Genomic DNA, 13,360 nt, shown 5'->3' on the forward strand with positions numbered 1-13,360 from the left:
GCCGGTGACCGCCACCGCCACCCCCGACCTGGTCACGCTGGCCGCCCGCGCCCCACGGGCCGGCCGGGCCCGCTACCGCGTCGCGGGGCTGACCGCCTCCCCCGCGCGCGCCGTGGCGGTGGAGGACGCCGTCGAGCAGGTCGCCGGGGTCAGGGCCGTCCACGCCTATCCCCGCACCGGATCGGTCGTGGTGTGGTTCCGCCCCGACGCCTGCGAGGACGCCGAGGTGCGCGCCGCCATCACCGGGGCGCTGCGCCAGGTGGCTCCGGGAGCGGTGGCCCTGCGCGCGCCCCGCTCGGCCGACGTCGCCAACGGCGACCTGACCCGCATGGTGGTCGGCGGGCTGGCCCTCGTGCTGCTCGGCGGTCGCCGCTACGTCCTGCGCCGCCCGCCGGTGCTCGGGCCGACCAGCCGCACGCTGGCCACCGGCGTCACGATCTTCACCGGCTACCCCTTCCTGCGCGGGGCGCTGCGCAGCCTGGGCGGCGGCCGGGGCGCCGGCACCGACGCCCTGGTCTCGGCCGCCACGGTCGCCAGCCTGCTGCTGCGTGAGAACGTGGTCGCGCTGACCGTGCTGTGGCTGCTCAACATCGGCGAGTACCTCCAGGACCTCACGCTGCGCCGCACCCGCCGCGCCATCCACGACCTGCTCAGCGGCACGCAGTCGGAGGCGTGGGTGCGCGACGCCGACGGCAGCGAGCGTCTCGTCGACATCGACACGCTGCGGGTGGGCGACCACGTCGTCGTGCACGAGCACGTCGCGATCCCCGTCGACGGCGTCCTGCTCGAGGGCGAGGGCGTGCTCGACCAGTCCGCGATCACCGGCGAGACGCTCCCGGTGGCCGCCCTGGCGGGCCAGCACGTGCACGCCGGCAGCGTGCTCATGCGCGGGCGGGTGGTCGTCGAGGCCACGGCCGTCGGGCGCGACACCGCGATCGGGCGGGTGATCAGCCGGGTCGAGGAGGCCCAGGGAGACCGCGCGCCGCTGCAGACCGTGGGCGAGAACTTCTCGCGACGCTTCGTGCCCGTCTCCTTCGCCGTGGCCGCGCTGACCTTCGCCGCGACCCGCGACGTGCGCCGGGCGATGACCATGCTGCTCGTCGCCTGCCCCTGCGCCGTGGGGCTCTCGACGCCCACGGCCATCAGCGCCGCCATCGGCAACGGCGCGCGCCGCGGCGTGCTCATCAAGGGCGGCTCCCACCTCGAGGCCGCAGGACGCGTCGACGCCGTGGTGTTCGACAAGACCGGCACCCTCACGGTCGGGCGGCCGGTGGTCACCAACGTCGTGTCCTTCGACGCCGGGTGGGAGCCCGAGCGGGTGCTGGCCTACGCCGCGAGCTCGGAGATCCACTCGCGCCACCCGCTGGCCCAGGCCGTGATCCGCTCCACCGAGGAGCGCCACATCGCCATCCCCCCGCACGAGGAGTGCGAGGTGCTGCTGGGCCTGGGCATGCGCACCCGCGCCGACGGCCGGGTGATGCTGCTGGGCAACGCCGAGCTGCTCGCCGGGGAGGGCGTGGCCATCCCCGACGACGCGCTGCGCTGGATCGACCGGCTCCAGGGCGACGCCGAGACCCCGCTGCTGCTCGCGGTCGACGGCACGCTCACCGGCCTGCTCAGCCTGCGCGACACCGTGCGGCCCGAGGCCCGCGAGGTGCTCGAGGCGCTGCGCCTCGACGGCGTCGGGCGGATCGTGATGCTCACCGGCGACCACCCGCGCACGGCGGCGGCCGTCGCGGCGGAGCTGGGCATCACCGAGTGGCGCGCCCAGGTCATGCCCGAGGACAAGCAGGACGTCGTGCGGGCCCTCCAGGCCGAGGGCCTCACCGTGGCCATGGTCGGCGACGGCACCAACGACGCCCCGGCGCTCGCGCTCGCCGACGTCGGCATCGCCATGGGCGTCGGCGGCACCGACGTGGCCCTGGAGGCGGCCGAGATCGCGCTGGTCGGCGACGACCTGCGCCGCCTGCTCGACCTGCGCGACCTCTCCCGCCAGGCCGTGCGCGTCATCCGGCAGAACTACGGCATGTCGATCGCGGTCAACTCCGCCGGGCTGCTGGTCAGCGCCGGCGGGGCCCTCTCACCCGTGGTGGCCGCGCTGCTGCACAACGCCTCGTCGATCGCCGTCGTCGGCAACTCCTCACGGGTCACCCGCTACCGGCTCCCGGTCGGCCACACCTCCGCCCGGTCCCCCGCCGACGGCGCAGCTGCGAGCGCCCCGGGCTGACGCTCGACGCGCTCGAGCGTGCCGCGCACCCACATCCGCTTGCTGGACCCGTAGCGGGGCCAGCAGGTCGTCAGCGTCAGCTGCCGCCCCGGGGTGGGGTCGAGGACCCAGGTGGCGTCGACGGGCACGACCTCGGGGTCGCGGGTGAGGCGGTAGGTCCACCGCACGCTCCCCTGGGTGATCACGACCTCGTCGCCCCTGCGCAGGGTGTCGAAGTCCAGGAACGGGTCGCCGTGGCCCGCGCGGTGACCCGCGAAGGCGCTGTTGCCGCGCGCACCGGGCAGCGGGGTGCCGGTGTAGTGGCCCGGCCCGGTCGCCAGCTGCACGTCGTCGGTGCCCTCCACCGCGACCCAGGACCAGTCGGCCCCGAGCCGGGGCACGCGGATCTCGGCCAGCGCCCGACCGGTGGCGACCGGGCGGGCCACCGGCACCCGCCCGCGGTCGTCGGGCACCACCCGCGGCCCCGCGGGCAGCTGGCCCGCGAGCCGCTGCTGGGCCGCGGCCGTCTCCCGCCCCGCCCCGACGTACGTCGCGCCCGCGGCCACCAGCACGGCACAGCCCGCGACCAGCAGCAGCCACGCCAGCAGACGCCGGGGGTGGGGTCGGCGGGGCCGTCGCGGGGTCACCGCTCGGCCCGCGGGACGGTGCGCAGCACGGCCAGGCCGAGCGCGAGCAGCGCGAACGCCGCGAGGAACATCCACAGCATGCCGGCGCCCAGGCCGGTCGCGGCCAGCACGCCGCCGCCGCTGACGACGGCAGGGTTGTTGTACATCTCCTTCACCACCTCCTCTCGCGACGCAGGGCCGACTGGGCCATCGCCTGGGCCTGCACGAGCTGCAGGAAGACGTCGTAGACCATCTCGACCACCAGCGGCGCCGCGAGCAGCTGCTGGCGCCAGCCGCGGGAGCGCACGGTGACCACGCGCTCGAGGGCGAAGACCAGCGAGGCGGCCAGCCAGAACGGGTGGAGCGTGATGCCGGCGACCACGCCCCACACCAGGGTGGCGAGGTAGAGCACCGTGGCCAGGACGCCGAGGGCGCTCATCGCCTGACGGCCCCAGTAGGGCGCGGTGATGCGGGTCAGGCCGTAGTCGACGATGTTCTCCAGGGCGCCGCGCTTCCAGCGGGCCCGCTGCTGCGCCAGGGCGCGCCAGGTCGTCATCACCTCGGTCTCCAGCGTGCAGCCAGCCGGCGCGGCGATGCCGTAGCCCAGGTGCATCAGGGCCAGCGACAGCTCGTTGTCCTCGGTGAGCACGTGGGTGTCGTAGACGCCGCCCGCCCCCGAGCGGTCGGGCAGGACGCCGGCGAGCCGGGCCGCGCGGACCTCGCGCAGCACCCGCACCGGGAAGACCGAGGCCGTGCCGGTGAGCACGAGCGCCTTGCCCTGGAGGCGGCGCACGTCGCGGGCGTAGCGGGCGTACTCGTTGCGCTGGAAGAGGCCGACGAGCCCGCCGCCCGGCCCGCCCTGGAAGGTGCCGCCGACGCCGCCGAGCTCCTTGCGGTGCCGGCGCGAGAGGGGGCGTGAGCCGTCGAGGGTGGCGCGCGCCACCTCGAGGAAGCGGCTCTCCAGCAGGGAGTCGGCGTCCATGACCAGCACCAGGTCGGTGTCGTCGAGGGTCGGCAGGAGCAGGTCGAGGGCCTGGTTGAGCCCGCCGGCCTTCTTGTGGCGGTTGCCGACCGTGGTGAGCACCTCGGCGCCCAGCTCGCGGGCGACCTCCTCGGTGCGGTCGGTGCAGTTGTCGGCGATCACCACGACCCGGTCGGGCGGGCGGGTCTGCCCGGCCAGCGACCGCAGCGCCGGCGGCAGGCCGACCTCCTCGTCGTGGGCCGGCAGCAGCGCCACGAGCCGCCCGGTCGCGTGCGGCCGCAGCGGGCGCGGCGGCTGGATCTCGACGCGGCGGCGACGGTGCCGGCCCCGCCGGCGACGCTCCGCCTGCTGGTCGGGCCGCTGCTCGGATCGCTCGGGCTGCTGGTCGGGCTGCCGGTCGGGCTGCTGGTGCCGCGGTGGAGCCTGTGGTGCGGGCGCGGCGTCAGGCCGCGCCACGACGGTAGTCGTCACGTGTGTTCCCCCCAGAACATCCGGCCGTCCCCCCGACGACCGGCACGCGCGGGCCCGAGCCCCGTGCGATCCCCAAAATAGCCGAGCCCCTCGTTCGACCCCAGACGATGGCCCGAAGTGACTAGACCGGCTGTGGTCACCCCCGGCCCCCGGCGGCGGCCGGTCGGGCATTTCCGGCCCCCACCGGGGTGGAAGTGGCCCGCGAGGGGTGCGGGTGGGCGCGGCCCGGCCGATGGTCGCGGTGTGAGCGACCGTGACAGGTCCCCCCGGCTGTCGCGCTCACTCGGTCTGGCCCTGGTGTCGCTGGCGCTCCCCCTGGCGCTGACCCCGGCGGTCGCATCGGGTGTCGAGCACCCCGCCGGGACGACCGCCCTCCCCCCGACCCGCACCACCGCCCCCGCAGCAGACCCCGCAGCAGGCCCCGCAGCAGGCCCGGCAGCGAGCACAGCAGCGAGCCCTGCCCCCGGCACCGCGCGCGCGGCCCGGACCGCGCCACTCGTCGAGCGGGTCGACTTCGGCGCCTTCGTGCCCGGCATGACCACCGACCCCGAGCGGCTCACCGACTGGGAGCGCAGCGCCGGCACCGACGCCGCGGTCGCCTCCTACTACTACGGCTACGGCGACGTCTTCCCCGCGGCCACCGAGGAGCGGCTCGCCGACGACGGCGCCCGCGACCTGCTGCTGTCGTGGGACATGGGGCCGACCCGCTTCGCGGAGTGGACCGCCGGCGAGCACGACGCCTACCTCGACCAGATCGCCGCGGCCGCCCGCGCCTACCCCCACGACGTCTACGTCCGGCCCTGGCCGGAGATGAACGGCGACTGGCAGGACTTCCAGCCCACCGCGGCCGGCGAGCGCCGCTTCGGCGGCACCTTCCGCGAGTTCCGGCTCGCCTGGCGCCACGTCGTCACCCACCTGCGCGAGGCCGGGGCCGACAACCTGCGCTGGGTCTTCAACCCGACCGCCGACACCTACGCCGAGACCACGCCCGTGCGGCGGATCTGGCCCGGGGCGGCGTACGTCGACGTGCTGGGGCTCGACGGCTTCAACTGGGGCCGCGACGCCGGCTGGGGCCGGTGGCGCTCCTTCGGGCGGATCTTCCGCGCGCAGTACGACCACCTCGTGGCCCTCGCCCCGCGCCTGCCGGTGTGGATCTGCGAGGTGGCCTCCAAGGAGCCGCGTGTCGACGACGGGGCGCCCGTCGACCGCGAGCACAGCAAGGCCGCCTGGGTGCGCAGCATGCTGGCGCACCGCGGGATGCCGGCGCTGACCACCGTGGTGTGGTTCGACGAGCGCAAGGAGCGCGACTGGCGGCTGACCTCCTCGGCGGGCACGACCCGCGCGTGGCGTACCGCCGCACGCATCGCCGCGCGCTGAGGGGGCCGGGACGCAGTACGGTGACGGCGCTCACCCCCCTCGGTCTCGGAGGTCCCCCATGTCCACGTCCACCACGTCCCGCCCGTCGGGCCCGGCCCCCCAGCCGAGCCGCGACACGGGCCGGATGACGCCACGCTCGATCGCCGTCTGGGTGGCGGTCGCCCTCGTCGGCGCCGTCTGCTGGACCGTGCTCGCCCTCAGCCGCGGCGAGTCGGTCTCGGCCCTGTGGATCCTCTTCGCGGCGCTGTCGTCCTACCTCATCGCCTACCGCTTCTACTCCCGCTTCATCGCCCGCCGCGTGCTCCGCCTCGACGACACGAGGGCCACGCCCGCCGAGCGGCTGGAGAACGGCAGCGACTTCGAGGTCACCGACCGCCGGGTGCTCTTCGGGCACCACTTCGCGGCCATCGCCGGCGCCGGGCCGCTGGTCGGCCCCGTGCTCGCCGCGCAGATGGGCTACCTGCCCGGCACGGTCTGGATCATCGTCGGCGTCATCTTCGCCGGCGCCGTGCAGGACATGGTGGTGCTCTTCCTGTCCATGCGCCGCGACGGCAAGAGCCTGGGCCAGATGGTGCGTGAGGAGATCGGCGTCGTCGGGGGCACCGCCGCGCTGATCGCGGTCTTCGCGATCATGATCATCATCCTGGCCGTGCTCGCGCTGGTCGTGGTCAACGCGCTGGCCGAGTCGCCGTGGGGCGTGTTCTCGATCGGGCTGACCATCCCGATCGCCCTCTTCATGGGCGTCTACCTGCGCTTCCTGCGCCCGGGACGCGTGCTCGAGACCACCGCCATCGGCGTCGTGCTCCTGCTGCTGGCCATCGTGGGCGGCGGCTACGTCGAGACCTGGGGCCTGGGCGAGTCGCTGACGCTGTCGAAGGAGACGCTGACCGTCGCGCTGGTCGGCTACGGCTTCGTCGCCTCGATCCTGCCGGTGTGGATGCTGCTCACCCCGCGCGACTACCTGTCGACCTTCATGAAGATCGGCGTCATCCTGCTGCTGGCGGTCGGTCTCGTGCTGGCCCGCCCGGTGCTGCAGAACGACGCCGTCACCTCCTTCGCCACCGACGGCGACGGGCCGGTCTTCGCGGGCCAGCTCTTCCCGTTCCTCTTCATCACCATCGCCTGCGGCGCCCTCTCGGGCTTCCACGCGCTCATCGCCTCGGGCACGACGCCGAAGATGGTCGCCAAGGAGAGCCAGATCAGGATGATCGGCTACGGCGGCATGCTGATGGAGTCCTTCGTCGCCATCTCCGCCCTCATCGCCGCCTCGGTCATCGACCAGGGCCTCTACTTCGCCATCAACGCCCCCGCGGGCGTCACCGGCGGCACGATCGACGGCGCCGTGCAGTTCGTCAACGGCCTGGGCATGACCCTCACCCCCGACCAGCTCCAGGCCGCGACCGACTCGGTCGAGGAGGAGCTGGTCTCGCGCACCGGCGGTGCGCCGACCCTGGCCTTCGGCATCTCGACGATCTTCAGCGACGCCTTCGGCGGCGGGCTGGCGGCCTTCTGGTACCACTTCGCGATCATGTTCGAGGCGCTCTTCATCCTCACCGCCGTCGACGCCGGCACCCGGGTGGGCCGCTTCATGCTCCAGGACACGGTGGGCAACGTGTGGCCGCGCTTCGGCGACACCTCGTGGAAGCCCGCGGCCTGGCTCTCCTCGGCCGCCGTCGTCGCCTGCTGGGGTTACATGCTCTACGTCGGCGTGACCGACCCCCTGGGCGGCATCAACCAGCTCTTCCCGCTCTTCGGCATCGCCAACCAGCTGCTGGCCGCGATCGCGCTCACGCTGTGCGTGACGCTCTTCCTCAAGCACGGCTGGACCAGGTGGGTGTGGGTGCCGGCCGTGCCGCTGGCCTGGGACCTGGTCACCACGATGACGGCGAGCTACCAGAAGGTGTTCTCCGACAACCCCGCCATCGGCTACTTCGCCCAGGCCGACCGCTACCGCACCGCGCGCGACGCCGGCGAGGTCCTGGCCCCGGCGGCCGATCCCTCGCAGATGGACACCGTGGTCTTCAACTCGACCGTCAACGGCGTGCTGCAGGCCAGCTTCGCGCTGCTCGTCATCGTCATCGTGGCCAACGCCGCCCTGATCTGGGTGCGGGCGCTGCGGGCCGGCTCGCTGCCGACCACGGAGGTGCCGGCCGTGCCCTCGCAGCTGGTCGCCCCCGCCGACTTCGTCGCCACCGCCGAGGAGAAGCGGGCCGTCGCGGAGTGGGAGGCCCAGCGCACGGAGACGGTCGGGAGCGGGCGGTGAGCGCGACCGGCCGGCCCGCCGCCGACCAGCGCCCCGGCGCCGTACGTCGGGCGCTGGCGGGGGTGCGGTGGTACGCCCGCGAGCTCAGCGGCGAGGGCCGGTGGGACGCCTACCTCGCCCGCTGCGAGCGCGAGGGCACCGAGCCGATGAGCCGCCGTGCCTTCGAGCGTCACCGCGACGACCACCGCGAGAGCTCCACCCAGGGCCGCTGCTGCTGAGCCGCCCGTGACACCTCCCGAGGGGGCCCGACGCGCTGCGTCGGGCCCCCTCGCCGTGTCCGGCCGCGGGACCCCGCGCGACCTCCGTGAGAGGACGCTCATCGGCGTCACAAGAAAGCCTCATCCGGCGTTCCTAGCGTCCTCGTCATGACCACGAACCCCGTCCTCCCCGCCCCCGCCGACCTCACCCCCGCCGGCACCCCCGCCGGCACCCCCGCGACGACCACCACCCTCGAGCCGCTGCCGGCCGAGCGCCTGGCCCGGGCCAAGAAGGCCTACACGACCCGCTTCCTCGCGGCCGCCCTGGAGGCCGGCGGCTCCGGTCACCAGCTGCTCCACGGCCCCGAGGTCGCCCCGCGCAGCGGCGACGTCGTGCTCGCCCGGGTCGAGGAGATCGGCAAGCACACCAGGCTCGAGGGCCCGGGCAGCCGGCGCCAGACCCTCTTCGTCGGCGACGAGGTGCTGGTGGCCTACGGCAACCGCTACGCCCCCGACCAGTTCGAGGCCGTCGTGCCCGACGACCTGGGCCCCACCGACCTCGTCGCGGCCGGCGGCGTCGCCGGCCGGGTCGTGGCCCAGCACGCCGCGCTCGACGACGCCACGCGACTGCGCCCCCTCGGCCTGCTCGCCCGCGACGGCGAGCGGGTGACCCTGGCCGACCACGCGCCGGTCGCCGCCCGCCCCGTGCGCGAGCGCGGCGTGGGACCGCGGGTCGTGGCCGTGCTGGGCACGTCGATGAACTCCGGCAAGTCCACCGCCCTGGCCTGCCTCGTGCGCGGGCTCAGCGCCGACGGCCTGCACGTCAACGCGGGCAAGGTCACCGGCACCGGGGCCGGCGGCGACCCGCGGCTCTTCGCCGACGCGGGCGCCCGACGGGTCCTGGACTTCACCGACGTGGGCCACCCGTCGACGTACCTGCTCTCCCACGCCCGCGTGCGCACCCTGCTCTCCACCCTGGTCGAGGAGCTCGCCGCCGACTCCCCCGACGTCGTGGTGGTCGAGATCGCCGACGGCGTCTACCAGGAGGAGACCGCCCGCCTGCTCGCCGACCCTCTCTTCGCGACGCTGGTCGACGACGTCGTCTTCGCCGCGGGCGACGCGCTCGGAGCCGTGGCCGGGCGCCAGGCCCTCGCCGCGACCAGCGCCCGGGTGCGCGCGGTCAGCGGCGTGCTGACCGCCTCGCCGCTGGCGCACCGCGAGGCCGCCCGCGCCCTCGACCTGCCCGTCGTCGCGACCTACGACCTCTGCGACCCCGCCGTCGCCCGGGAGCTGCTCGCGTGACGCCCGCCCCCCACGCACCCCACGAGACCCCGGAGGTCGAGGAGCGAGCGCCGGCGAGCGTCTCGGGACCACCCGCCGACGAGCGGCTCCCCCCGCTGCTCACGGGCTCCCGCCGCACCACCCTGCTGCGCCTGCTCGGCACCGGGGCGGCCCAGGCGGCGCTCGCGGTCCAGACGGTGCTGGTCGTGCCGATGGTGCTCGACGCCCCCACCACGCTGGTGCGGGTGCTCGGGGTGCTGGCGCTGGTCGCCGGCGCGGCGGTGCTCGGCCTCGTGCGGGCCCGCGAGCGGGTGCTGGCCGAGCGGCTCGGCCAGGACTACGTGCAGGAGATCCGCACCGGCCTGGTGGCCTCGGCGCTGACCGGGTCGGGGCCGAGCCTGGGCGTCACCGTCGCCCGCACCACCAACGACCTCACCTCGGTGCGCACCTGGGTCGCCCTCGGCGTCGCGCCGCTCGCGGTCGCCGGCCCGGTCGTGCTCGGTGTGCTGACCGCCCTGGTCGTGGTGCACCCGCTCCTCGGCCTGGCCGTGGCCGTGCCCCTGGTCGGCTTCGCGCTCAGCGTCGTGGTGGTCGCTCCGCGGGTGCTGGCGCGCGCCTCCGAGCTGCGCCGCCACCGCGGGGTGCTGGCCGCCCACGTCGCCGACACCGTCGCCGCGGCGCCGGGCATCGTCGCTGCCGGCGGCACCACCCGCGAGCTGCGCCACGTCGAGCGCCGCGGGGCGCGGGTGCGCGACGCCGCGATCGCCCGCGCCGAGGCCAGCGGCGTCCTGCGCGGCAGCGCCGCCGCCACCGGCGCCCTGGCCACGGTGGCGGTGCTGGCCGTCGCCGGACCCGCCGGTCTCGGCGCCAGCGGGGTGGCCACCGCGCTGACGGTGGTCGGCATCCTCGTCGCGCCGGTCGCCGACCTCGGCCGCGTGGTGGAGTACCGCCAGTCCTTCCTGGCCGCCCGCCGCATCCTCGGTCCGGCCCTGGCCCCCGGTCGCGCCGCGCGGGCGGCCGAGCTCGCACGGCGTACGACGGGCCGCGCCGACGGGCCGACCGCACCGGAGCCGACGGAGGCGCCGGCCGGGCTGGCCGTGCGGGGACTGGTCCTCGACGGCCGGGCGGTGCCCGACCTCGTGGCCACGCCCGGGGAGCGGGTGGTGCTGAGCGGGTCGGACCCCGCGCTGCGACGCGCCGTGCTCGAGGTGCTCGCCGGGGTGCGGGCGCCCGAGCAGGGCACGGTCGTGGTGGGCGGTGAGGACCTCGCCGGCCTCGACGCCCGCCGACGCCGTGAGCGCGTCGGCGCCGCGCTGGCCGGGTGGTCCCTCGAGCGGGGCACGGTGGCCCGCGCGGTGGGCTACCGGCTGCCGGACTCCGGGGTGCCCGTCGCCGACGCCCTCGCCGCGACGGGTCTCGACCGCACGCTGGCGACGCTGCCCGACGGCGACCGCACCCGGCTGCGGCGGGGCGGCGCACCGCTCGACCGGGCCGACCGCGCGCGGGTGCTGCTCGCCCGCGCCGTGCACGGTCGGCCGGCGCTCGTCGTGCTCGACCACCTCGACGACGAGCTCGACGGCGCGGGCCGCGCCTCGCTGGCCGGCTGCGTGCGCGCGCAGCCCGGCGTGGTCGTGCTGGCCAGCGAGGCGGCGTGGACGCTGGCGCCGCGGCACCGGGTCTGGGACCTCGACGCCGGCTGAGGGCCGGGTCCGCGGCCCCGGCGGCTAGCGGGCCTCGCGCTCCCGCAGCACCGAGAGCCGGGGCACGCCGCCGAGGGCGCGACGGTGCCGCACGTGGGCGGCGTGGCGGGCCAGGGCGTCCCACAGCGCGGCGTGGGCAGACCAGGGCAGGGGCTCGTCGCCGGTGCGCCAGGTGTCGCCGAAGGACACCAGCACCGGCACCCAGTCGGCCGCGAGGTCCCAGGCCCCGCGGCGCGCCTCGAGCATGCGGCGCCGCAGCTGGAAGGCCGCGCGGGGGCCGTCGACGTAGACCGGGGCTGTGGCCACCGGCCAGACCCACAGGTCGAGCGCGACGAGGTCGAGCTCGAGCTCGCGCAACCCGGCCGGGTCCACCAGCACCGTGGCGACGTTCTCGTGGGGCTCGCGCAGCACGACGGCTCCCCTAGACGTGACCCGAGAGCTGGGCCATGCGTGCCTCGAGGGCCTGGAGGTAGCGGTCGCGCTGCTCGGTGGAGACCGCGCCGTCGAGGTCCTCGAGGTGGCTGCAGGCGGGCAGTACGTCGACCGACAGGTTGGCCGCGCCGGCCAGGGAGCGCAGGTCGTCGAGCCGGTCGCCGAAGGGGGTGCCGCTGCCCGGGGAGTAGGAGCGCACGACCTCCTCGACGTCGTCGGCGAAGAGGTCGACCTTGGTCACCACGACCACGAGCCAGGTGGGTCGCGAGCGCCGCACGGCCATGGCGGCGATGCGGTGGGCGGTGACCGTCCAGTCCTCCAGCTCCGCGGCGAGCTGCTGCTCGCGCGTCACCTGCGCGGCGCCACTGGTGCCGGCCGGGCGGCGACCCGTGGCGTGGCCGTGGGCCACCACGTGCAGGACCCCGTCGACGGGGTCGTCGTGGAAGACCTCGTCGAGGGCCCCGAGCCGGGTGGCGGCGTTGTCGCCGGGCACGACGCGGAACCGGAAGCCGGTGAGGCGTCGCCCGCGGCGCACCCGGCGCTCGAGCACCGCGGAGCCGGCCTCCGGGGTGCCGTCGGCGGAGGGGCGGCCGCAGAGGTGGTCGACCAGCTCGGTCTTGCCGACGCCGGTCATGCCGGTGACCGCGACCGAGGGGAAGCGGTGGCCCAGCACGCCGGTGACGCGCTCGCGCCCACGGCCCAGCGCGCCGCCCAGGCCGCGCACTCCCCCGCGCACCTCACGCGTACGACGATCCGGCACGGGCCCTCCCGGGGGTCGGTGGTCGCGGCGGGCCGGGTGCCCGTCGTGACGTCCCGACCGTAACCGGCGCACGGGGGCGGCGGCGCGGGGAGGGCCCACGGGCGGGCCGGGGCCGGTGGCGGCGCCGGCTCCGCGGCCGGGTCCGGCGTCGCGGGTGGCTCAGACGCCGGCGAAGCGCTTGTTGACCCGGCGGGTCAGCCAGGCCGGGGAGAAGCGCGCGCCGAGGGCCATGGCCTTGGTCTGGGTGCCGACCGGGAAGTGCACCTGGTGCACGAGGCGTCGCGCCCGCGTGGGGTGCACGGCGTCCCAGATGGCGGTGGCGACGTCGTCGGCGCCCAGGTTGACGCCCAGGGAGTCGGTGGTGCCGGTGTGCACGCCCTGGGTCATGGCGGTCTGCACGAAGAGCGGCCACATCGCGACCACCCGCACCCCGTGGCGGCCCCACTCCAGGTCGAGGGCCTCGGTGATGCCGCGCAGGAAGAACTTGGTGGCGCTGTAGTTGGCCAGCTCGGCCTGGCCGTAGATGGCCGAGGCGGAGGCGAGGTTGACCACGTGGGCCGAGCCGTGGGCCGCGGCCGTCGCGCGCAGCGGCTCGAAGCCGGCGTGCAGGCCGTTGACGACGCCCTTGACGTTGACGTCGATCTCGCGGTGGTGCGCGGCGACGTCGATCTCGGCGAACTGCCCGGCCAGCAGGATGCCGGCGTTGTTGACGAGCACGTCGAGGCGGCCGGTCTCGTCCACGAGCTCGGCCGCGCGCGCGGCGTAGGCCTCGGCGTCGCGGACGTCGAGGGTGCCGCTGACGACACGGGCGCCGGTGCGCAGGGCCTCGACCTCGGTGGCCAGGGTGGCCAGCCCGGCCTCGTCGATGTCGTAGGCACCCACGGTCCATCCCTCCCGTGCGAAGCGGAGGGCGGTGGCGCGGCCGATGCCCGCAGCGGCGCCGGTGACGAGGACGGTCGGTGAGGTCATGACCCATGCCTACCAGTCGGTAACACGCCAGCGCGAGGGGCGATCTCGTCACACGGCACGCGAGGAGGCCGGGTCGGTCCCGGTGGTCCAGGTGGG

At 75.9% G+C, this 13,360-nt stretch carries 12 protein-coding genes; 6 read left to right on the top strand and 6 right to left on the bottom strand.

Going from position 1 to position 13,360, the window contains the following annotated elements:
• Positions 1-4: 4 nt before the first annotated feature.
• Positions 5-2,227: a heavy metal translocating P-type ATPase gene (locus IR170_RS15370; protein ID WP_319805112.1), complete on the top strand. Its 2,223-nt coding sequence runs from the start codon at positions 5-7 to the stop codon at positions 2,225-2,227.
• Here IR170_RS15370 and IR170_RS15375 read toward each other — a convergent pair.
• From IR170_RS15375 to IR170_RS15385, 3 genes are read right to left on the bottom strand one after another with little or no spacing between them, the layout of a single operon-like run.
• The gene (locus IR170_RS15375) at positions 2,155-2,853 is read right to left on the bottom strand and encodes a sortase (RefSeq protein ID WP_193665497.1); all 699 of its coding nucleotides are present in this window, start codon (positions 2,851-2,853) and stop codon (positions 2,155-2,157) included. The two genes, IR170_RS15370 and IR170_RS15375, sit on opposite strands and share 73 nt — an antisense overlap.
• Entirely contained in the window at positions 2,850-3,008 is a 159-nt protein-coding gene (locus IR170_RS15380; protein ID WP_156718038.1) for a hypothetical protein, read from the bottom strand. The genes IR170_RS15375 and IR170_RS15380 overlap by 4 nt, the downstream gene beginning before the upstream one ends.
• Positions 3,005-4,270 (bottom strand): glycosyltransferase, encoded by a 1,266-nt coding sequence (locus IR170_RS15385; RefSeq protein ID WP_319805113.1) that lies wholly within the window; start codon positions 4,268-4,270, stop codon positions 3,005-3,007. Before IR170_RS15385 ends, IR170_RS15380 begins: the two co-directional genes overlap by 4 nt.
• 258 nt (positions 4,271-4,528) lie before the next feature.
• On the opposite strand from IR170_RS15385, the gene IR170_RS20420 reads away from it, so the two are divergent.
• From IR170_RS20420 to IR170_RS15410, 5 genes are all read left to right on the top strand, one after another.
• A complete protein-coding gene (locus tag IR170_RS20420) occupies positions 4,529-5,662 on the top strand; it encodes a glycoside hydrolase family 26 protein (RefSeq protein WP_193665502.1) in 1,134 nt (377 codons plus the stop codon).
• 58 nt (positions 5,663-5,720) lie between these two features.
• Entirely contained in the window at positions 5,721-7,925 is a 2,205-nt protein-coding gene (locus IR170_RS15395; protein WP_227489396.1) for a carbon starvation CstA family protein, read from the top strand.
• Positions 7,922-8,143: a YbdD/YjiX family protein gene (locus tag IR170_RS15400; protein ID WP_056863369.1), complete on the top strand. Its 222-nt coding sequence runs from the start codon at positions 7,922-7,924 to the stop codon at positions 8,141-8,143. Before IR170_RS15395 ends, IR170_RS15400 begins: the two co-directional genes overlap by 4 nt.
• 147 nt (positions 8,144-8,290) lie before the next feature.
• Positions 8,291-9,424: a P-loop NTPase family protein gene (locus IR170_RS15405; RefSeq protein WP_193665504.1), complete on the top strand. Its 1,134-nt coding sequence runs from the start codon at positions 8,291-8,293 to the stop codon at positions 9,422-9,424.
• Positions 9,421-11,103 (top strand): ABC transporter transmembrane domain-containing protein, encoded by a 1,683-nt coding sequence (locus IR170_RS15410; RefSeq protein WP_193665506.1) that lies wholly within the window; start codon positions 9,421-9,423, stop codon positions 11,101-11,103. Before IR170_RS15405 ends, IR170_RS15410 begins: the two co-directional genes overlap by 4 nt.
• Before the next feature lie 24 nt (positions 11,104-11,127).
• On the opposite strand, the gene IR170_RS15415 is transcribed toward IR170_RS15410, so the two are convergent.
• From IR170_RS15415 to IR170_RS15425, 3 genes are all read right to left on the bottom strand, one after another.
• Entirely contained in the window at positions 11,128-11,514 is a 387-nt protein-coding gene (locus tag IR170_RS15415; protein ID WP_193665508.1) for a hypothetical protein, read from the bottom strand.
• A 10-nt stretch (positions 11,515-11,524) separates the two neighbouring features.
• Positions 11,525-12,295, bottom strand: a complete 771-nt coding sequence (locus tag IR170_RS15420) for a hypothetical protein (protein ID WP_227489397.1) — start codon at positions 12,293-12,295, stop codon at positions 11,525-11,527.
• A 159-nt stretch (positions 12,296-12,454) separates the two neighbouring features.
• The gene (locus IR170_RS15425; RefSeq protein WP_193665510.1) at positions 12,455-13,264 is read right to left on the bottom strand and encodes an SDR family oxidoreductase; all 810 of its coding nucleotides are present in this window, start codon (positions 13,262-13,264) and stop codon (positions 12,455-12,457) included.
• Positions 13,265-13,360: the final 96 nt, after the last annotated feature.

This window comes from Nocardioides kribbensis (assembly GCF_015070375.1).
Lineage (GTDB): Bacteria > Actinomycetota > Actinomycetes > Propionibacteriales > Nocardioidaceae > Nocardioides > Nocardioides kribbensis.